The sequence below is a fragment of the Blastocatellia bacterium genome (assembly GCA_016713405.1).
Classification (GTDB): domain Bacteria; phylum Acidobacteriota; class Blastocatellia; order Chloracidobacteriales; family JADJPF01; genus JADJPF01.
Map to the genome: position 1 here is coordinate 1 of JADJPF010000026.1, position 17,889 is coordinate 17,889.

Consider the following 17,889-nt stretch of genomic DNA (forward strand, 5'->3'; position numbering starts at 1 on the left):
GAAAGTTACCCCAGCCTTTGTAGCTAAAGAGCCGTCCCCATTTGAATTGCTGCTACCATTACCGCCAATTGTTGTAATGATTCTTGTTGCTACGTTTACTTTGCGAATACGGTTATTAAAAGAATCGGCAATTAAAATATTTCCATCTATGTCTACAGCTACTCCATTAGGGAAAAAAAACCGGTTGCTTGTGTAGCCTGTCCACCATCCCCGCTAAAACCCTCTTCACCATTACCAGCAATAGTAGTAATAATGCCATTTCTATCAATTTGTCGGACTCTATTACCATCTCCATCAGCAATAAAAATACCGCCTTGTTTATCAACAGCAATGTCCAAAGGTGAAAGTTTAGCTTTTGTCGTGCTGCGCACCATCTCCTAGTGGACAATCAATTTCAGGGCAACCAGCCATACTAGTAACAATACCCGTATTAAAATCAACCTTGCGGACTTGACTAGTCAAACGGTCTGCAATCAACTAATTTCCATCATTATCCAAGGCTATTTCTACAGGCATAAACACTGCACTAGTGGCAACCGATCCATCACCATCAAAATTAGCTTTCCATTGCCAGCAATTGTTGTAATTAAACCAGTTTTAGCATCAACTCTACGAATTCGATTATTATCTTGATCAGCAATAAATAGGTTGCCAAATCCATCAGCAATAGCTTCTGTTGGTCTTATAGTGCTATTAATTGCTGAATACGGTCTGTAGTTGCGCTGTCTTGACCATTTCCAGCTACAGTGCTAATCATTCCAGTATTTATATCAATCTTACGCACTCTGCTATTATCTGTATCACTAATAAAAATATTACCTAGGCTATCCATAGTAGCAAAACTAGGAAAATTTAGGCTTGCTCCTAGTTGCTAAAATATTATCGCCGTTATAATCAGCATCTCCTGTACCAGCAATGTTAGCAATATTACCTGTACTACATCAACTTTTGGATTCGATTATTAAATGAATCAGCAATTAGTAAATTATTTTTGTCATCCAGGAAAATGCCTATAGGAAAACTAAGTGAGGCTTGGAGGGCTGGCCCACTGTCGCCGCTAAAATCAGATCCACCATTACCTACTACAGTAGTAATTATGTTAGTTACCTATCAACTCTTCGGATTCGGTTATTACCTGAATCAGCAATAAAAAATATTGCCCTGTTTATCAATCGCAACGCTTGTTGGCGTGTCAAAGAAGCATTGCTTGCGACTCCATTATCTCCATCAAATGCAGCAACTCCATTACCAGCAATAGTAGTAATATTATTAGTATTAGCATCTATTTTACGGACACGATTATTGCTAGTGTCATAATAAAAATATTGCCATTTATATCAATTGCCACGCTTTGAGGGGAGTTTAAGCTTGCTATGGTTGCTAACATTCCATCGCCGCTAAAGTCTGATCGACCACTACCAGCAATTGTTGTAACAACTCCAGTGTTTACATCAACTTTGCGGATGCGATTATTCAAATCATCAGCAATAATCATATTGCCAACATCATCTAAAGCTATGCTTAACGCGCTTAATGCTACTTCAGAACTAACTGCTTGACCACCATCACCAAGATAAGTCCGCCAGCAATAGTAGTAATTTCACCTGTAGCAAGTTCAGTTATTGGTTTAGGTAAAATGGTAAATCGTTTTTGATCCATTCCTCCGCGAGTTTGGACAGTTAGAGTGCGATCTCCAGCAGATTGTTGACTTGCAACACGAATACGAATACGTCGAGCAGTTTCAACAGTTAAATCTGTAATTAGCTGATTCTCCCAGCACAACTTGGGTGTCAGGAGCAAAATTACTACCTGTTATGATTATTTCTTCGCCGCCTTCTATTCGCGCTTGAGTGCGGCTTAAATTATCTATTTTTGGTGCGCCAATGGTGACAACTTTAACAGCTTCATCTTCGCTAACCGCATTGTTATCAAGTACAAAAGCGCGTGTCGCTTGAACTACTACACTAGTTGCTTGTCCAAAACTAATGCCAGGTTGAGCCAAAGAAATCATTTGACGTTGTGATTGATTTACAGGTTAGTAATAACTTTAACTCCTGTTTGATCAACAACATAAATATTTCCCATAGTATCTAAGCTAATTGATTGAAGGTTATTAAAGGGTAAATTCATTATCTACAAGAGGATTTATTGAAGTATTTGCAATCGGGCCAATGGTTTTAACTTCACCCGTAAAACTAACAGAGCGAATTACATTATTTCCAGCATCGGCAACAAAGATAACTTCGCTTGTACTACTAGCAAAAAATGAAGTTTTTGCAGGATTAACCGACACGCTTACAGGACGGTTAAAAAGAGCCTGACGACCTTGACCATCGGCTTTTCCAGCGTTGCCAGGACTACCAGCTAGCAGGCGGACTTCTTGTTTACCAAAATCAGCTAAATAAATTGCTTATTTCCAGTATCAGCAATTACTAGATTTCCCTCCATTAGCTAGCGCGATACCTTGAGGATTTCTAAAACTGTTTGAGAAAAAGTAGTTATATCATTTGACATTGTTCCTATTGAGCCATTACCTAAGACAGAGACTACATTATTACTAAAATCTACTTTTCTAATGCTATTATTTAGCGTGTCGGCAATGTAAATACCGCCTTGAGGACGATTATCTACAGCCACACCTAGCGGGCCAGCAAATTGGGCTTGTGTCCTTTGCCCATCGAGCTTTCCACGCGTTCCTGATTGTCCAGCAAAAACAGTTATATCAGCATTGCTATTATCTTTTTAAGATTACATGGTTATTTGGATCGCTAATATAAATAGAACCATCTGAGCCTACTTTTGTATCACCTGGAACTTTTCGCCCCTTTGCTTTGTTGACTCTTGCCACAGCAACAAAGTTTGACACTCTTCCCATAGGGCTTTGAACCGTAATAGTTGCGTAACCTTGCTGTAAGCCTGTCACCATACCCGTTTGATCAACAATTGCAATTTCTGGGCTGTCAGACTCAAAACGCAGGTTTTGAGTAATTGGACTATTATTATTATCTAATACAGTTAGCTTAAAGTGGCTAGCTTCATTAACAACCGGGTTAGGATCATTATTTGGCCAACAACTTTATAGAAGCTTGTTGAAATGCAAAATTAAACTTTTATGTGATTTGTTAGAGAATAGATAAGTATTTTGTGGAACAAGCAAACAAATTATTGTTAGGCAAGAGAAAAAAGCAATAAAATTCGGCTCTATGGTGAGATCCTCAAGATAAATAAAATTATCTAAGTAATAAGTGGGGTAATAAATTAACAAGTAAAAAATTTTTCTTGTTAAAATCTTTTCTAATGTATTTATGCTGGTTTATTCTCTCTTTTCTTTAGGATTTATGCAATGTTTTTGAGTTTGTAGCTATTTATCACACTTGGCAAAAAAAATCTTAATGTAACCTCAGTAATAGAAAATTACCTGATTTTTGGATAAAAACAAATGAGTAGTTTAGTTAAAGATATAAATAAAAAATGCTATTTATTCAAATTAGCAAAAGAAATAAAAGATTGGGCAAAAGAATCACAATACTTTAAATTTTAATAGGATAAAATTGTGCCAAAAAATGACCCAGATGATTATTTAAACTTACATTCAACTAAACAAACAGACGACTTTGCTTTAGGTGAGTCAAATGCTGATGAGTTGACAGAAGGCAAAAATACTTTGCCTAATGCAGTTTATATTGTTCCTATAGTTGCGGGATTTGCAATGCTAGTTTTTTTAGCTCTATCAATTTTTGTTTTTAGAGTCTGGGACGAAACGCCTGGCACAAGCAACGAAGCGCAAAGTATTCGAGTAAAAGAAGATAATCAACCTATTGTTGGTAAACAAAAAACTATTAAAACTTCAGTTGAAAATAAAATAAATACACCTTCTCCAATACCCTCATCAATCAATAACCCAATTAGCAACCCAACACCTTTAGCTAAAAACAGAAATAAGCAGTAATTCACCTATTGCAACAATACTTGAAAGTGCTTTGCCAGCAGTTGGAATGGTACTAGTAAAACTCCTGCAAAAATAAAATAAGTTCTGGCTCTGGATTTATGATTACAAATGATGGGCTATTTGTTACTAATTGTCATGTTATTGAAGATTGGCAAGAAATAGCAGTTAAGCTTAATAATAGTGAAAAGATTTATCTTGTTGATGCTATTAATTGTGATACAAAAAAGGACTTAGCCATTTTACGTTTTCGAGAAACAGGAAATTATCCTATTTTAGATTTAGAGGAAAAATTTTACTGCTAGTTTAGGTGATGATGTGGTTATTTTAGGCTATCCATTAGGCACTAAACTTGGTGTAGAAGTTACTTTATCTACAGGAATTATAAGCAGCACTCGAAATATTTCTAATGTTAGTATGTTACAAACCAATGCAGCAATAAATCATGGAAATTTGAAAGGCCAATGATTTCACGTCGTAGCGGTAAGGTTATAGGCATAGTTACTGCTAAAGTAAGAGATAGTGAATCCATTGGGCCAGCAATTAATATTAATGAACTTAAATCCATAGTTAGTAAATAATAGGCTTTCAATTGCCCCAGATTATTTTGACCGGCTAGGCTTGCCGCGAAAACCTTTCTGAAAAGGAACTAGAAAAAATACTTGCTCACCAAGAAGCACGTTGTCAAGTGTTACTAAAATTCCTGTTAAACGCACTCAAGCAGCACAAAAACTAGAGCTAATTTAAAATTGTAAAAGGCTTACTTAATGCTGCTCCGGTTGTAGATGATACTTTTGACACTCTAAATATTGACCAAACAGAACTAAAAACACCTGATAGCTTTCCCTAAAAGCCACACCAAAAGTAAACACAGAACTAATTTTTGAAACCTATAAAATTACTGATGAAGGCGAAATAGGCAAACTTCGGTCGCTGATTAATCAATGGGCTGTAAGTATTCCTCATCATGAATATTTAACCTTTGGAACAGATATTGAGGTTTTAGCGGTTGAAGAACGACCTATTTATTTAATAGATATTAGATATTTATTAGAAAATAGAGAAGTTATAGCAAAACAAAAACCTTATTTTGGTGAAGCATTACCAGTAAATACGCCTGTAAAAAGCTGATCAGTTGCAGTTTGGCAAGTAAAAGTTATGCTCCTGCTACTTATCAATCTAACACTTTAGAGCAAGAAATAACTGCGTCCCGTGAGCGCGTAGAGTGCCAGGTTGCCACCGACAGGGCGAAATGTGGTGTTTAGCCTGTCGTAGTTCAGGACAAGTTGCTTGTAAAGAATGTCAGGGGAAATACCAGTTTAATTGCCTTATTTGTGATGGAAAAGGGCAAATTACCCAAGGTCAACGCCTTATAGATTGTGGTCAATGTCGCGGTGTAGGCATTGCTATTTGTGGATATTGTCGAGAAGGTCTAGCCATTTGTTCAACTTGCCAAGGTAAGCGTCAAGTTGTTTGTAAAGAATGTAGCGGCAAAGGTGAACTCTTAAATTTTCTTAACCTCAAAATTAGCTATCAATTACAATCTGCCCAAACAAATGTTTTCCACCAAATTTTCCTGATTTTATACAAAAAAACTTTTCTCCAACCGAAGAAAACATATTTGTTTTTCGTCCAGAAGGCGAACAATTTGTTAACGCCAAACCTATAAATGAGATTAACCACTTAGACCTACGCAATCCAATTTTAGATTTAGCAACTAAATATTTAGTGAAAAATAGCTCTGAACAAATTCACATTAGCAAGCATTCTATTTCGTTCGTCGATGTCCAGCTATTACTTAAGTTATAGTTTGAAGAAAAGAATATGAACTTTGGGTTATTGGGTCGGATAAAAAGATTTATTCTCGTACTAGTCCAATTTCTGAATATGATAAAAAGTTATCCCAGCTAGCAGCAGAACAGCTAGCAGCAAATTATTTTCTTAACGCTTTAGAGCTACTTTCAGATGCTTTTCGCCATACACCTAATTCTGCAAGTGCTTTAGTTGTAGTAAATAACAGTGTCAAAAAATTACAGGAAAAATTAAAGACAAAGCATTTTTATGAAATTATTGAATCTGCAAGCCAAGCAGAGAAGTTTTAGGTAAAGATCTAGCAGTTAATTTTAGCCGCTTAAAACAACAAGCTACTTCAAATATGAGACGAGAATATGCTGTAGCCAGTGTTGGTTCAGGGTTTGCTAATACTTTTATTTACTTATATTTTTAATGGGAATAAATGGTCAAGTTTACGCTCGTACTTTGACCATGCAGATTAGTTTTCCTTTGGTTATTCTTGCAACTGCTCTAGCTTGGCTTTTGGCGACCTATCTTGCAACTCAAATGGCACGAACAGTTGTTGCTAGTTTAGTTAGTTTAGTCCTAATACTTCTTAGTAGTATATTTAGCTTAATAGAGCAAGATGATTATTTAGCTCGTCGTAAAGGGGAAATTACTGCTCGTTTTGGACAAGGTGATTATGAGTCGTCAAAAGCCGCAATTGAGCCTTCGAGTCGCTAATTGCTATTTCTCCCAAAGATTGGCAGCTACAGTTAATGCCAGGGCGGGCTATGTAAAAGCTACTTACTATGAAAAGGCTGTCCAGTGCTTAAATCTAGCTCTTAACTTAAATGCTAATAATGCTGAGATTTACAATGAATTAGGGTTAGCTTTATTAGGTAAAAATGAAAAGAAGCAGCAATCAAAACTTTCGTCAAGCTACAAACTTATCCCAACCTAAAATTTACCGGGAAGCTTATCAAAACTTAGCTGGTGCTTTAGATATGGCTTATATTGACGGTGCAACATTAACAATGGGACGTAGTGATAATGTTCTAGATCTGCCTGTCCATAGCGTTATTGTAGAAGGTTTTTTTTAATGGATAAATTTGAGGTGACTAATCAAGATTACTTAGAATTTATTAAAGATACTAAGCATATTGCTCCAAGCATTTGGACTAGCGACAGCCCAAAGCCAGGTACAGAAAAAATGCCTGTAACAGGTATAAGCTTAATGGATGCAAAAGCTTTTGCTGAATGGAAAGCTAAAAAAACAGGTTTTGCTTATCGACTTCCTAAAGAAGCAGAATGGGAGCTAGCTGCACGAGGAGCAAAGGGAAGAAATTTTCCTTGGGGTGATGAGTGGAAAACTAATTTAGCTAATGTTAAGGCAGCAGAAGGACGACTAGCTAATGTTGGAAGTTTTACACAAGGAAATAGCCCTGAAGGTGTAGCTGATTTGTTAGGCAATGTTGCAGAATGGATAGATGAGCCGCTAAAAGTTTACCCAAATGGCAAAGCTGTTATTACTGCTGAACTTTGGGTTGTTCGAGGAGGAGCTATGATAGTCTTCCACGCAAGATGGAGCTAGTCGAAGTGGAGCTGTAGCAGAAAAGCAGGATTATCCAAATATAGGTTTTCGATGTAATTAGTGCTAGGAAATTAAATAACTACAAACAAGTCCTTGGAATTGGTTAATCTCCACCCAAGGACTTAACAAGAGGCACTATGAACAATAAACCTTATCAGAGGAAAACTAAAACATTAGCAGTACTACAGTTTAATAATACCTAGTTACTAAAACAGGACATTTGGCCGCACGTAAGATTTTATCTGTAGTTGTACCAAATAAATATTCTTTCTTAGAGTCCCTACCATGTGCGCCAATACAAACTAAATCCACATTTCTTTCTTCTATATGATCTAACAATTCTTGGTAAGGCTCTCCTTCAGCAACAAAACGAGTAATTTTTAACTCTTTGTCTGTCTCTGAATTAATTGCTCCATATGATTCATATACTTTGATGTACAGGATTACCAAAAACAGGAGAACCAGTAGAAATATTTTTAGGTAAAGTATGTAGTAAATCTATTGATGAGCCATAAGTTTTTGCAAATTCTAAAGCATAAGAAAAAGCTTGTTTAGAATATTTAGAGAAATCACATCCTACTAAAATGCGTGAAAGCTCTACTTTGCCAGTTTCATCATTAACCCAGGATTTTTCATTTGGATGAATTACCAATATAGGACAGGGAGCAACTTTACAAACTATTTCGGTTGTAGAACCAAGCAGGCGGCTGCTAATGGGCGACGGCGTGAGAGCATAACAATTAAATCTATTTCTTTGTTCTATTGCAGTGGAAACAATTTTATTAGCTGGATCTCCCTTGGCTAACAATTACTTCCCAATCTGGAATTGGAACATCTGAAGGACTTAAATAAGCAGCTAGAGATTTAGTAAAATTAGTTTCTACATCAATATAAGCAGCGTCATTTGTTTCATCAAATTTTCTATAGAGTAAAAAAAAAGAGTTTGGCACTGTATGAACGTGCTAGTAATAAAGCATAGTCTAAAGCTTGATCAGATTCGGGAGTAAGTGAGCTAGCACATAAAATGCGTTTAATGCTGGCTTTGGGCAGTGATATTGATGGATAAGTTTGCGATTTTGTTGTTGACATAATTTACTTTCGCTCTTTGGCGACCCCCTTTCATCGGCTTTGAATAACTGCTTACGCAATAGGTGTTCCAAGATAAAAATTGGTTGGAAAAATTATAAAAAGAAATAATTTAGAAAGAACAAATTAAGATAAACAAAATATAATTTCTTTATTATAAATGAGTTAGTAATTGTATGATTTTCCTATCCATCCATTAAAATTAATTAAGTTTAATGCTATTAAATGTGATTTTTTTCCCATAGCTTTGAGTAATTTTTCAATAATTAATCTATCGAATTTTTATAAATTGTTTTATTATCAAAAAAGTGTTGCTGGAAATATTAATTACGTTTGGAGTATAAAGTATGAAAACTATAATACATAAAATCTATGCAGTAATATTAATAGGTATTATTCTTTGTTACTGTTCAGCAACAATTTATGGACAAAAGCCCCAAGAAGAACCTAGTGATGCCCAAAAAACCTTGCAAGAAATGGGTATTGAATATACAAGAAGTGCTTTTCAAAAGGCTGTATATACGGGGGGATATAGATGTAGTTCGATTATTTGTTAATACCAAATTAGATTTTGTTGATGAGATGAGCAAAAAGAAATGATTCTCGAAAATACTTTCTCATCAGTAAGTAGAGGACAAGTTGCTATTTTAGGGCTTCTTTAGATTTATTTCCCATAGATGTTTTTTAGAACGAGAAATTGAGAAAGATTTAATAAAGCTGCTTTATCATCAAATAATACAACAATGGTAAATTTATTATTAGATAGAAATATAGGCATAAATTACATAAGAACTATGTCTTTAAAATCTCTTATTAGAAATGACATAGCCATTGTTAAGTTACTTGAGAGAAGAGGAATAATTACTGTAAAAGGTAGAGAATTTGAAATAGCTACAAAATGAACAACAGGCAATAGAAGCTATGAGGCTATTTCATTCAGTTCAGGCTACTTATCAAGCGGGTGTAGGTGATGGTAACTTTGGATCGGCTGAAGAAATTTTCAAAATGAGTTGATTGATCCAGTTTTAGCAAATGCTGCTGGAGTTGGGCCTATGGAAGTTAACGGTTTAAATGTGTGGGTGATGGTAGTCCTAAAAATGGCTATAAGTTCTTGGTTTTTAAGAAAGATGCAGATCAAGCAAATCTAGCTGATTTTGTTGTGATTGCAATACCAATAATAGCTCAAGGCAATGATAGAACAGGTAATCATAGTTTTTATGTAGATGCTACAGGCGTAATTAGAATGTCTAATAGTAACGAAACACCATCAGAAAATAGCCATCCTATTGTAAATGAATAAATACAGTGTTTACAATATTTTAGCTAGCTTTAGCAAGGCTTTCTAAAGGTTTAATTGGTTTAACTTTTTTTAGCTTTTTATTTAGGTTTTTCTCCTCCTTTGCCTTAAGTATTGCTTCATCAACTAAACGTAGTTTATGGAGCAGTTGCGCACGCATTTTGGCTGTCATCGGATTTATATAAGGCCAGTTATCAGCATAAGGCTCAACTACTAACAAAGCTCGAATTTTTTTGCGTTCTTTTACTAGTTTAGCTAAGGAATTTTGTTCTAAAACAAAATCGTTTTCTAAGGTTTTTATTAGAATAGGAGTATTTTGCTTTTTCATAACTCTACCTCCTTTCCTACTTACTCTTTACGCAACTGCCATTCCTAAATAATAATTAAATTAAGTGTTTAATGGTGGAGTAAAACAAGTGTCAGCAATCTCTAGTAAAAATAATTATTCACAAAAAGTTGAGCGAGTTTTATTGATTATTTTGCTACTAAATATAGTAGTAGTAATTATAAAAGGCGTTACAAGTTGGTTAACTTCTTCATTAACTGTTCTTAAAGATACTATTCATTCTTCAATGGATGCAGCAAATAATATAGTAGGGAATATTAATTATTCGTTATGCTTCAGCACCACCTGATAAAGAACATCCTTACGGGCATGATAAATTTGAGACTTTAGGAGCTTCTCAATTGCTGCTTTTCTTTCTGTGACTTGTTTTGAAATTTCTAGCCGAGCTATACAACAAATTATGTCAGGACAAACACCTGTTACTAATATTGGAAAAAGCACTTTTTTAATGATGCTTTTAACAATTGTTATTAATATTTTTGTAGCTAAATATGAAGCAAATCAAGGAAAACAACTTAATAGTCATTTGTTAATAGCTGATGCTGGGCATACAATGTCAGATGTCTATGTTACATTGTCAGTAATACTAAGTTTACTTTTTAGTTGGTTTGGATATGGTCAAATAGATGCGGTTTTTGCGCTTGCTATTGCAGGGTTTATTGCTTATCAAAGTTATCAAATTTTTCGTCAAACCATTCCTGTTTTAGTTGATGCTGCTAGTCTTGATTCAAGCGAAATAGAAAAACTTGCTCTTACTGTGTCAGGGGTAAAATACTGTAATAACATTCGCTCTCGTGGTAAACCTGGGGCATTATTTGTGGAAATGGTTATAATTGTTATGCCAGAAAGTTTAGAGAAAGCCTGATGAAGTAACAGAACAAATAGAAAGAAAACTTAAAGACCAATTTGGCCGCGTAGCAATAACGATACATTTTGAGCCTAGCAAGTAATTACAATAAATAAAATGACTTAAGCAAGCTGCTCTTCAAGAATATCAAGTTTTTGGCAATTCTGACATAAACCAGTTATTTTTAAGGAAACCTCTTCTACCTTAAATCCTAAAGGTAGCGAAAAATTGCTAGTTGATGGAATTGTTAAATCCATTAAATCTGTTACTTGGTGGCAATTGCGGCAAAATAAATGGTCATGTCGGCTTAACATACCATCATAACGAACATAATCTTCACCAAAAGAAACTTGTTTAATTAAACCATGATCAGATAAGTACTTAAGTGAGTTATAAACTGTAGCAAAGCTAAGACGTGGAGATTTTTGTATTGCACGATCAAAGACTTGTCGCGCTGTAGGGTGATCCATACTAGCTTTTACTACATCAAAAACTGTTTTGCGATGCGAAGTAAGTTGGTATTTCATAAATTTGATATTAGAATAGTTCTAAAATTTAAGTCAAGAGACATTTTGCAAGATTGCAAAATAATTAATTTCAATAGGTTAAAATAAAAATTAATCTTTAAAGCATTGATATTAGCAATAAAGCCACTAGAGAATAAATTTAATTTTCTAGTGGCTTTATTACTCTAAATATTTTTAGTAAATATTACTTAATTGACACACCTTTAGTTCTAGCATCTCGTTGTAATTCTTGTAGTGCTGCACCTGATTTTTGCAAATCTTCTTGTACTTTTTGCATTTCTCTTTGTGCTTCTTCAAGAATTCTTTTTGTTTCTGGATCTGTGTAATAAGGGTTTCCTACTCTGTTGCCATTATTTGAACGACCTTGTAAAGCACGTTGTTGGGCTTCATTAATTCGGCTTTGATAAAGCTGAATTTTGCTTTCCGCCATACGTTGCTTTTCTGATAAGTCTCTGTAGGTTTTAGTGTAATAAGTTGGATTAGGTCGTCCATCTTTATCAGTTTTAGGAATTTCTTCTTTCTTAGCTTTATAGCCAGAGGATTCTCCTTCTTGCTTAAAGCTGTCTAAAGATTTTTGAGTTTCATCATATTTGCTATTTAAAGATTTTAAGTTGTTTTCAGCTTGTCTAAGTTGTTCGGAAAGGGCATCAAAATCTTGTGGATTACCGCCGCCTGCGCGTAATCTATTACGCATTTGTTGGACAGATAATTCAAGTTGAGTTTTTTGTTGGTCTAATTCTTTATTCTTTTCTCTACTTCAGCATATTTCTTTTGCCAATCTTGTTCTTTTTAGCTTGTGCAGCCTTGGCAGGATCTTTATCCTCTTTTCCATCTTTACTATCTTTATCCTCTTTCCGTCTTTATCCTTACCTTCCGTATCTTTAGCAGCTAATTCTTTTCTTTATCTTTTCTTCTGTTGTTTTAGCATCAGAACGTTGTCCAGATGGAAAATCATCATTAGTTAAAGTTTTAGATCCTTGGGCAAAAACAGGAAGACTGAGACTTAAAATTAAACCGAGCGTTAAAATAATCCAACGCATGACTTACCTCCTAGAATAAAAACCCTTAAATTGAATTTTTCGTGTAAACTCGATACTACTAAATTAAACCAAATTTTGCAAGTCTTGAAGTTAGTTGATTTTAGTCGCACTAAGATTGCCTACAATACTATTTAATTTACTAGTAAAACTAGCTAAGCTATAAACTAAATTCTTTACTTCTCTATTCAAAAGAGAAAAAAATAGCTATATTCTCCAAGTTTTAACTTACACAAAGCAGGGTGTTTTATGGAAAATTTTATTAATGAAGCCAAAATTGCTAAAAAAATTGCTTTAGAGGCGGGAAAGCTTTTACTAGAGTATTATTCTAGGATTCAACAGTTAACTTAAAACCAGGATGAGCCTGTTACTATTGCTGATCAAGCTATAAGTGAGTTTATTCTAAAGAATTAGCTAAGGAGTTTCCACAGGATTTATTAGTCTCAGAAGAATCACCAGATAGTGTAGAGCGTCTTAAGTCAGAACGATTTTGGCTAATTGACCCATTAGATGGGACAAAAGAATTTTTAGCACGTAACGGGGAATTTTCTGTAATGATTGGACTGGTAGTAAAAAAACAAGCTGTTGCTGGAGCCGTCTATCAACCTACAGAAAACCGCTTTTGGTGGGGAACACGCCAAGAATCTTACTTAAATCACTCTGGGCAAGAAAAAATCTTAAAGGTTTCAGATATAAATAATTTTGCAGAAATGCGAACAGTTGTTAGCCGTTCTCATAGAGGCGGTAAACTAGCAGATATACTTAAACACTTTGGAATTACACAAGAAATTATTTCAGGTAGCGGAGGAATCAAGCTAGGTTTAATTTCTAGTGCTGATGCAGAGCTTATGTTTAGCCCATCGCCTGGCTATAAACTTTGGGATTTATGCGCACCAGACGCTATTTTAAGCGGTGCTGGCGGTAAAGTAACAGATTTTACTGGCTCGCCAATAGATTACACAGCCAAGGAAGTAAATATTTATAATGGAATTTTAGCTAGCAATAACACAAGACACTCAGAAATAGCTGAAGATTTGGTCAAACTAGTTTCTTTGCCATTTAAGTTTGAGAAAAAACACTAGCGTTTTGTTAGCTTTACTAATAATGGGAAAAGAAATTTTCAAAAACGGACACTTCAAAAACTAACTAATTTATATCTAATTAGTTAGAAAAATGCTAAAGCTAGTAATTACAATAAATTAAACAAAATAAATATGTTTGGCATAGTAACTGCTAATTATGTTAAATATAGTTACTTTAAAATCTAAGAAGGAAGATTTATGTCACACACTAGGCGTAATTTCTTAAGAAATTCTGTTCTTGCTGGAGGTGCTGCTATTGTTGGAGCAAAATCATCTCTAGGACAAGAAGCTAGCCAAGCAACAAATAAAACTGTTAGTCCAAGTCAACCTACAAAAACAGAATCTGCAAGTAAGACACAAACCAATGTAAAGCCGTTAAAAATTTTAATTCTTGGTGGTACAGGCTTAATAGGCCCTTATCAAGTTCAATATGCTTTAGATCGTGGGCATAAAGTTACTTTATTTAATCGTGGTAAAACGAGACCTGATCTATTTCCCCAAGTTGAACATCTCCAAGGGGATCGCAATACAGGAGACTTAAAATCACTTCAAGGGCGAGAATGGGATGTAGTAATTGATAATCCTACAACAAAGCCTTCTTGGGTGAGAGATGTTGTTGCTGTGTTAAAAATTCTACTAAGCAGTATGTATTTATCTCTACTATTTCTGTTTATGCTGATGCTAGTAAAGTGGGGATGGATGAAACTGCTGAGCTTGCTACTACAAAAGATCCTGAACCAGAAAAATGTTCTGCCAAACTATATTCGCTAAAAGCAATGTTCGAAGCTGAGGCCGAAAAAGGGTTTCCGGGTCGGACTACCATCATTCGCCCAGGTTTAATAGTTGGCCCATAGCGACTATTCAGACAGATTTTCTTATTGGCCCCTAAGAATTGATAGAGGTGGAGAAATTTTGCTCCATAGCGATCCTACTGATCCAGTCCAAATTGTTGATGCTCGTGATTTGGGCGAATGGTGCATTAGAATGGTTGAGGATGGAAATGTAGGTATTTATAACGCTGTTGGGCCTAAAACAAAGCTTTCTATAGCTGAAATGCTTTATGGTATTAAGGCAGTAACCACAGCAGATGTTAAATTTACTTGGGTTGATGCCAATTTTTTAGAACAACATAAAGTTCAACCTTGGTCGGATATGCCTGTTTGGGTGCCTCCAATTGGTGAATATAAAGGCTTTGCACAAGTAAATATTTCTAAAGCTATAAACAAGGGTCTAACTTTTCGTCCTCTAGCTGTTACTGCTAAAGATACGCTAGATTGGTTTAAGGCATTGCCAGCAGATAGACAAGCTAAACTCCGTTCAGGAATAGACCCAAAAACGAGAAACCGAGGTATTACTAGCCTGGAATACTGAAATGATAAAAAGTAGCCTTCTCCTAACCTAAAACATCACATTTAGTAGTTTTGATGGCTATACATATTACTTAAGTCAACATTACTTGATTAATTATATGTATAGCCACTTTTCTTGTTAAAAACTAATCAATCACAAATACAAAACTTATGGAAACAGAAATAGCTGAAATATCAGCCATAGATAAAATAGACAAACCAAGTGCTTTTACTAGTATTTTACAAAAAATAGTTAATGTCACCCAAGAAGAAATTAAACCCTTACTGCTTGCTTGTGGATATTTTTTCTTTCTTCTAAGTAGTTATTTTATTTTAAGGCCAATTCGAGATGAAATTGGCGCGGCTAATGGTATTGGAAATTTACCTTGGTTATTTACAGGAACATTAGTAGCTACATTAGTAGCTAGTCCTATTTTTTCAAGCTTAGTAACCAAGTTTCCTGTAAAGAAATTTATTACTTATACTTATCTGTTTTTTACAACTAATATAGTTATTTTTTATTTGCTTTTTAGTGTTTTACCAGAAAAAAAAGCTTTTTGGGTTGGATGTGTTTTCTTTGTTTGGATTAGTGTTTTTAATCTCTTTGTAGTGTCTATTTTTTGGGCATTTATGGCAGATATTTTTAGTTTTTCTCAAGGCAAAAGGCTTTTTGGCTTTATTGCTGGTGGTGGAACGCTTGATCATTATTTGGATCATTATTAACAGCTTTTTTAGCTACAAGAATTAATACTGTAAATTTATTTTTAATTTCATTATTGCTTTTATTATTAGGCTTATTTTGTGTTCAAATTTTCCCCTACAAATTTTCAAAAACTTCTTGACTTAGAAGAAGATTCTAGCAAATCAGAGGATGATCCAAAATTTACTAAACAACCAATAGGGGGCAATGTTTTAGCAGGAATTAGCCACACAGCTAAATCCACTTATTTGTTAGGCATTTGCTGCTATATTTTGCTTTTTACCATTGGGTCAACATTTCTTTATTTTCAACAAACACATATTGTTGCAACAGAATTTCAATCACGAGGAGATAGACAAGCTTTTTTAGCTAAACTTGACTTGCTAGTAAATTCTCTAACAGTTTTAGCTCAATTTTTTTTTACAGGCCGATTTATTCAGCGTTTTGGCATTGGTTTAGCTCTAATTTTAGTGCCGACTTTAAGCGTTTTAGGTTTTACAGGTTTGGCTCTTATGCCAATGGCTCCAATTTTTGCAGGCTTTCAAGTAATGCGACGTAGTAGCAATTATGCAATTTTGGGACTGTTAGAGAGGTGCTTTTTACCGTTGTGCAGCGTGAAGATAAGTACAAGGCAAAAATTTTATAGACACTTTTATTTATCGAACAGGTGATCAAGTAGGTGCTTGGTCAAACGCACTACTAGCTTGGGTAGGGACTAGGTTTAACAGGTATTGCTTGGGTGGGTGTTCCAATTTCTATCTTATGAGTTAATGCTAGGTTTATGGCTAGGCTGGAAACAATCACAGCTAGCAAAAAACCTAGCAAAAGTAATATTTAGTACAGAGTAAACTAAATTTTCTGAGGCTTTATCTCTTAAAAACCCCAACGGGGCGACATATTTGTAGCGTAGAGTTTTAACCCTACGTATGATTGTATTTAGTAGCTATTATTCATTACCATAGCTAATTTCCATTTTACGAACCTTTAGACAAGCAACAATTAATACAAAAGTAGTTAAAAGCAGCATACTAGGGATTGCAATCCAAGGTGATGCAGGTTCAGCAACACTGCATACGGGCCAACAGATAATTTTATTGGCGTTAGTGATTGCAATAAAAATAATAGATAATTTTTTTTAGTATTGGTGGAAGTAAAAATTAATCATTTCCCAACCATATAAAAATACTGCTGGAATAATTGGATTACGGAAAATAGCCCAAAAAGCAAAAAATATTGCTCCACAACCAATACAGCCTAAAACAGTAATTCCAAGGTAAGCTAGAGCTTGGCTAAGTCCTGGCCTTCAAAAAATATTGCATTCCTGATTTATAGCCTAGAGGAGTGTAGATAAAAATAGGAAATTGCTTTAACTGCGCTAAATAATGCACTAGAAATTACTACAGCAGAAAAATATTTTTGCTACTTTCACTAAAAGTTCTCGTCTGACAGGAGTTAAAAATAGTAGTGAAGGCTTTTGTCCATAACTTCAGAACGAAAAAGATTAATAAATAGCCAACTACAACCAAAAAATAGAACGACTTAAACTAAGTGCTTAAAGACTTGGGACAAAGATTTGATTAAAAAATATTTGATTGCCCATATTTTTTTATTAAAAGGGACAAAAAGAAAAGGCAAAAGCAGTACAGGAAATAAAGCCAAAAATAGAAGAAAATAGCCCCACGGTTAAAAATATTCTTTTAACTCGCTACGAAAAATTGCCCAAATTTGACGACCCCATAGACCCTGTGACGGCGTTTCTTTTCTCAACTTACTAGCCATAAACTTCTACTTTAGAACTCATTTTTCTTAGCTCCCCTCTGACCCTATTAAATATTGGTAGACAGCATTTAAGTCATCGTCTACAGGGTGAATAGACTCAATTTTTAGTTGTTCTTCCAGCACTATTTTATTAAAAGTTCAAGTAAAACTCTTCAGGATGGATAGTTTTAATAAATAGTCCTTGTCGGTCTTTGTGAAGTCGCCTCAACTATATGGTCTTGCTGGAAAACCTTTGCTGCTAGTATTGATGGACGATCAAAGTGATTAAAATTTGTAGAGTGTCCCTACATTGTTACGTACCCCGCGAGTGTTCAATCAGCAACAATATAGCCATTATTAATTACGCCAACTCTATCCGACATCATATCAACTTATGCAAAAATATGGCTAGAAACAACCAAATACATTCCTTGGGCAGATAGATCACGAAATAGCGATAACTTCAGCGCGTGCCACTGGATCAAGTCCATTAAGCGGCTCGTCTAAGACTAAAACTTCTGGATTATGAGCAATTGCTTGAGCAAGT

Annotated in this window: 33 protein-coding genes and 2 pseudogenes; 17 read left to right on the forward strand and 18 right to left on the reverse strand. The window is 34.9% G+C overall.

Going from position 1 to position 17,889, the window contains the following annotated elements:
- The 10 genes and pseudogenes from IPK14_25505 to IPK14_25550 form a co-directional block, all read right to left on the reverse strand.
- Positions 1–150: hypothetical protein (locus IPK14_25505; GenBank protein MBK7996603.1), on the reverse strand; the 150-nt coding region annotated here is incomplete at its 3' end.
- Positions 151–158: 8 nt separating this feature from the next.
- A complete protein-coding gene (locus IPK14_25510; protein ID MBK7996604.1) occupies positions 159–371 on the reverse strand; it encodes a hypothetical protein in 213 nt (70 codons plus the stop codon).
- 311 nt (positions 372–682) lie between these two features.
- Positions 683–832 carry a hypothetical protein gene (locus IPK14_25515; GenBank protein ID MBK7996605.1) on the reverse strand — a complete coding sequence of 50 codons (150 nt, stop codon included), beginning with the start codon at positions 830–832 and terminating at the stop codon, positions 683–685.
- Between the two features lie 104 nt (positions 833–936).
- Positions 937–1,098, reverse strand: coding sequence for a hypothetical protein (locus IPK14_25520; protein MBK7996606.1), 162 nt, complete (start codon positions 1,096–1,098; stop codon positions 937–939).
- Between the two features lie 184 nt (positions 1,099–1,282).
- Complete coding sequence (locus IPK14_25525; GenBank protein ID MBK7996607.1) at positions 1,283–1,495, reverse strand: hypothetical protein; 213 nt, start codon at positions 1,493–1,495, stop codon at positions 1,283–1,285.
- Positions 1,496–1,536: 41 nt separating this feature from the next.
- Positions 1,537–1,782 carry a hypothetical protein gene (locus tag IPK14_25530; GenBank protein ID MBK7996608.1) on the reverse strand — a complete coding sequence of 82 codons (246 nt, stop codon included), beginning with the start codon at positions 1,780–1,782 and terminating at the stop codon, positions 1,537–1,539.
- Entirely contained in the window at positions 1,742–2,002 is a 261-nt protein-coding gene (locus IPK14_25535) for an IPT/TIG domain-containing protein (protein MBK7996609.1), read from the reverse strand. Before IPK14_25535 ends, IPK14_25530 begins: the two co-directional genes overlap by 41 nt.
- Positions 2,003–2,113: 111 nt before the next feature.
- Positions 2,114–2,293 carry a hypothetical protein gene (locus IPK14_25540; GenBank protein ID MBK7996610.1) on the reverse strand — a complete coding sequence of 60 codons (180 nt, stop codon included), beginning with the start codon at positions 2,291–2,293 and terminating at the stop codon, positions 2,114–2,116.
- Between the two features lie 158 nt (positions 2,294–2,451).
- Positions 2,452–2,637 (reverse strand): hypothetical protein, encoded by a 186-nt coding sequence (locus tag IPK14_25545; protein ID MBK7996611.1) that lies wholly within the window; start codon positions 2,635–2,637, stop codon positions 2,452–2,454.
- A 97-nt stretch (positions 2,638–2,734) separates the two neighbouring features.
- Positions 2,735–3,052: pseudogene (locus tag IPK14_25550) on the reverse strand (Ig-like domain-containing protein).
- A gap of 501 nt (positions 3,053–3,553) precedes the next feature.
- Between IPK14_25550 and IPK14_25555 the strand changes: the two are divergent.
- From IPK14_25555 to IPK14_25590, 8 genes are all read left to right on the forward strand, one after another.
- On the forward strand, positions 3,554–3,949 hold the full coding sequence (locus tag IPK14_25555; protein ID MBK7996612.1) for a hypothetical protein: 396 nt from the start codon (positions 3,554–3,556) through the stop codon (positions 3,947–3,949).
- 98 nt (positions 3,950–4,047) lie between these two features.
- Positions 4,048–4,251: a serine protease gene (locus IPK14_25560; protein ID MBK7996613.1), complete on the forward strand. Its 204-nt coding sequence runs from the start codon at positions 4,048–4,050 to the stop codon at positions 4,249–4,251.
- 13 nt (positions 4,252–4,264) lie between these two features.
- Positions 4,265–4,414 carry a hypothetical protein gene (locus tag IPK14_25565; GenBank protein MBK7996614.1) on the forward strand — a complete coding sequence of 50 codons (150 nt, stop codon included), beginning with the start codon at positions 4,265–4,267 and terminating at the stop codon, positions 4,412–4,414.
- 784 nt (positions 4,415–5,198) lie between these two features.
- Positions 5,199–5,615, forward strand: coding sequence for a hypothetical protein (locus IPK14_25570; GenBank protein ID MBK7996615.1), 417 nt, complete (start codon positions 5,199–5,201; stop codon positions 5,613–5,615).
- Positions 5,616–6,172: 557 nt separating this feature from the next.
- Positions 6,173–6,463, forward strand: coding sequence for a hypothetical protein (locus tag IPK14_25575; GenBank protein ID MBK7996616.1), 291 nt, complete (start codon positions 6,173–6,175; stop codon positions 6,461–6,463).
- Positions 6,423–6,683 (forward strand): tetratricopeptide repeat protein, encoded by a 261-nt coding sequence (locus IPK14_25580; GenBank protein ID MBK7996617.1) that lies wholly within the window; start codon positions 6,423–6,425, stop codon positions 6,681–6,683. Before IPK14_25575 ends, IPK14_25580 begins: the two co-directional genes overlap by 41 nt.
- Positions 6,628–6,822, forward strand: coding sequence for a hypothetical protein (locus tag IPK14_25585; GenBank protein MBK7996618.1), 195 nt, complete (start codon positions 6,628–6,630; stop codon positions 6,820–6,822). Before IPK14_25580 ends, IPK14_25585 begins: the two co-directional genes overlap by 56 nt.
- A complete protein-coding gene (locus IPK14_25590) occupies positions 6,822–7,313 on the forward strand; it encodes an SUMF1/EgtB/PvdO family nonheme iron enzyme (GenBank protein ID MBK7996619.1) in 492 nt (163 codons plus the stop codon). Before IPK14_25585 ends, IPK14_25590 begins: the two co-directional genes overlap by 1 nt.
- Before the next feature lie 189 nt (positions 7,314–7,502).
- Here IPK14_25590 and IPK14_25595 read toward each other — a convergent pair whose 3' ends face one another.
- Genes IPK14_25595 through IPK14_25605 form a run of 3 tightly spaced genes read right to left on the reverse strand, consistent with a single transcriptional unit; the run spans position 7,503 to position 8,263 of the window.
- Positions 7,503–7,763 (reverse strand): universal stress protein, encoded by a 261-nt coding sequence (locus tag IPK14_25595; GenBank protein ID MBK7996620.1) that lies wholly within the window; start codon positions 7,761–7,763, stop codon positions 7,503–7,505.
- On the reverse strand, positions 7,735–8,121 hold the full coding sequence (locus IPK14_25600; GenBank protein MBK7996621.1) for a universal stress protein: 387 nt from the start codon (positions 8,119–8,121) through the stop codon (positions 7,735–7,737). The genes IPK14_25595 and IPK14_25600 overlap by 29 nt, the downstream gene beginning before the upstream one ends.
- Positions 8,096–8,263, reverse strand: coding sequence for a hypothetical protein (locus IPK14_25605; protein MBK7996622.1), 168 nt, complete (start codon positions 8,261–8,263; stop codon positions 8,096–8,098). Before IPK14_25605 ends, IPK14_25600 begins: the two co-directional genes overlap by 26 nt.
- Before the next feature lie 483 nt (positions 8,264–8,746).
- Here IPK14_25605 and IPK14_25610 point away from each other — a divergent pair, with 483 nt between their 5' ends.
- Positions 8,747–8,956, forward strand: a complete 210-nt coding sequence (locus IPK14_25610) for a hypothetical protein (GenBank protein MBK7996623.1) — start codon at positions 8,747–8,749, stop codon at positions 8,954–8,956.
- A 518-nt stretch (positions 8,957–9,474) separates the two neighbouring features.
- Positions 9,475–9,699 carry a hypothetical protein gene (locus tag IPK14_25615; GenBank protein ID MBK7996624.1) on the forward strand — a complete coding sequence of 75 codons (225 nt, stop codon included), beginning with the start codon at positions 9,475–9,477 and terminating at the stop codon, positions 9,697–9,699.
- A 19-nt stretch (positions 9,700–9,718) separates the two neighbouring features.
- Here the strand turns inward: IPK14_25615 and IPK14_25620 are convergent, their stop codons facing one another.
- Positions 9,719–10,024 carry a hypothetical protein gene (locus tag IPK14_25620; protein MBK7996625.1) on the reverse strand — a complete coding sequence of 102 codons (306 nt, stop codon included), beginning with the start codon at positions 10,022–10,024 and terminating at the stop codon, positions 9,719–9,721.
- Positions 10,025–10,112: 88 nt separating this feature from the next.
- Here IPK14_25620 and IPK14_25625 point away from each other — a divergent pair, with 88 nt between their 5' ends.
- Complete coding sequence (locus tag IPK14_25625) at positions 10,113–10,331, forward strand: hypothetical protein (protein ID MBK7996626.1); 219 nt, start codon at positions 10,113–10,115, stop codon at positions 10,329–10,331.
- 69 nt (positions 10,332–10,400) lie between these two features.
- Positions 10,401–10,907 carry a cation diffusion facilitator family transporter gene (locus IPK14_25630; protein ID MBK7996627.1) on the forward strand — a complete coding sequence of 169 codons (507 nt, stop codon included), beginning with the start codon at positions 10,401–10,403 and terminating at the stop codon, positions 10,905–10,907.
- Positions 10,908–11,011: 104 nt separating this feature from the next.
- Here the strand turns inward: IPK14_25630 and IPK14_25635 are convergent, their stop codons facing one another.
- The 3 genes from IPK14_25635 to IPK14_25645 form a co-directional block, all read right to left on the reverse strand.
- On the reverse strand, positions 11,012–11,416 hold the full coding sequence (locus IPK14_25635) for a transcriptional repressor (protein ID MBK7996628.1): 405 nt from the start codon (positions 11,414–11,416) through the stop codon (positions 11,012–11,014).
- Positions 11,417–11,600: 184 nt separating this feature from the next.
- Positions 11,601–12,110, reverse strand: a complete 510-nt coding sequence (locus tag IPK14_25640; protein ID MBK7996629.1) for a hypothetical protein — start codon at positions 12,108–12,110, stop codon at positions 11,601–11,603.
- 187 nt (positions 12,111–12,297) lie between these two features.
- Positions 12,298–12,456: a hypothetical protein gene (locus IPK14_25645; protein ID MBK7996630.1), complete on the reverse strand. Its 159-nt coding sequence runs from the start codon at positions 12,454–12,456 to the stop codon at positions 12,298–12,300.
- 401 nt (positions 12,457–12,857) lie between these two features.
- Here IPK14_25645 and IPK14_25650 point away from each other — a divergent pair.
- The 5 genes and pseudogenes from IPK14_25650 to IPK14_25670 all read left to right on the forward strand — a co-directional run bounded on the left by IPK14_25650 (position 12,858) and on the right by IPK14_25670 (position 16,255).
- Positions 12,858–13,535 (forward strand): annotated as a pseudogene (locus IPK14_25650) (hypothetical protein).
- Positions 13,536–13,733: 198 nt separating this feature from the next.
- The gene (locus IPK14_25655; GenBank protein ID MBK7996631.1) at positions 13,734–14,306 is read left to right on the forward strand and encodes a hypothetical protein; all 573 of its coding nucleotides are present in this window, start codon (positions 13,734–13,736) and stop codon (positions 14,304–14,306) included.
- Positions 14,307–14,378: 72 nt separating this feature from the next.
- Positions 14,379–14,906, forward strand: a complete 528-nt coding sequence (locus tag IPK14_25660; GenBank protein MBK7996632.1) for a hypothetical protein — start codon at positions 14,379–14,381, stop codon at positions 14,904–14,906.
- A gap of 149 nt (positions 14,907–15,055) precedes the next feature.
- Positions 15,056–15,607, forward strand: coding sequence for a hypothetical protein (locus tag IPK14_25665; protein MBK7996633.1), 552 nt, complete (start codon positions 15,056–15,058; stop codon positions 15,605–15,607).
- A gap of 78 nt (positions 15,608–15,685) precedes the next feature.
- Positions 15,686–16,255, forward strand: coding sequence for a hypothetical protein (locus IPK14_25670; GenBank protein ID MBK7996634.1), 570 nt, complete (start codon positions 15,686–15,688; stop codon positions 16,253–16,255).
- 1,531 nt (positions 16,256–17,786) lie between these two features.
- Here IPK14_25670 and IPK14_25675 read toward each other — a convergent pair.
- Positions 17,787–17,889, reverse strand: a 103-nt coding sequence (locus IPK14_25675) for an ABC transporter ATP-binding protein (protein MBK7996635.1), incomplete at its 5' end; no start/stop codon positions are given.

What these genes read in the sequence shown, in the direction of transcription:
- IPK14_25515 (MBK7996605.1), bottom strand. Translation starts at nt 832, where the DNA reads ATGGATAGCCTAGGTAATATTTTTATTAGTGATACAGATAATAGCAGA.
- IPK14_25585 (MBK7996618.1), top strand. Translation starts at nt 6,628, where the DNA reads ATGAAAAGAAGCAGCAATCAAAACTTTCGTCAAGCTACAAACTTATCC.
- IPK14_25575 (MBK7996616.1), top strand. Translation starts at nt 6,173, where the DNA reads ATGGGAATAAATGGTCAAGTTTACGCTCGTACTTTGACCATGCAGATT.
- IPK14_25570 (MBK7996615.1), top strand. Translation starts at nt 5,199, where the DNA reads ATGTGGTGTTTAGCCTGTCGTAGTTCAGGACAAGTTGCTTGTAAAGAA.
- IPK14_25635 (MBK7996628.1), bottom strand. Translation starts at nt 11,416, where the DNA reads ATGAAATACCAACTTACTTCGCATCGCAAAACAGTTTTTGATGTAGTA.
- IPK14_25645 (MBK7996630.1), bottom strand. Translation starts at nt 12,456, where the DNA reads ATGCGTTGGATTATTTTAACGCTCGGTTTAATTTTAAGTCTCAGTCTT.
- IPK14_25610 (MBK7996623.1), top strand. Translation starts at nt 8,747, where the DNA reads ATGAAAACTATAATACATAAAATCTATGCAGTAATATTAATAGGTATT.
- IPK14_25525 (MBK7996607.1), bottom strand. Translation starts at nt 1,495, where the DNA reads ATGATTATTGCTGATGATTTGAATAATCGCATCCGCAAAGTTGATGTA.
- IPK14_25590 (MBK7996619.1), top strand. Translation starts at nt 6,822, where the DNA reads ATGGATAAATTTGAGGTGACTAATCAAGATTACTTAGAATTTATTAAA.
- IPK14_25580 (MBK7996617.1), top strand. Translation starts at nt 6,423, where the DNA reads ATGAGTCGTCAAAAGCCGCAATTGAGCCTTCGAGTCGCTAATTGCTAT.
- IPK14_25640 (MBK7996629.1), bottom strand. Translation starts at nt 12,110, where the DNA reads ATGCGTAATAGATTACGCGCAGGCGGCGGTAATCCACAAGATTTTGAT.
- IPK14_25655 (MBK7996631.1), top strand. Translation starts at nt 13,734, where the DNA reads ATGTCACACACTAGGCGTAATTTCTTAAGAAATTCTGTTCTTGCTGGA.
- IPK14_25620 (MBK7996625.1), bottom strand. Translation starts at nt 10,024, where the DNA reads ATGAAAAAGCAAAATACTCCTATTCTAATAAAAACCTTAGAAAACGAT.
- IPK14_25665 (MBK7996633.1), top strand. Translation starts at nt 15,056, where the DNA reads ATGGAAACAGAAATAGCTGAAATATCAGCCATAGATAAAATAGACAAA.
- IPK14_25560 (MBK7996613.1), top strand. Translation starts at nt 4,048, where the DNA reads ATGATTACAAATGATGGGCTATTTGTTACTAATTGTCATGTTATTGAA.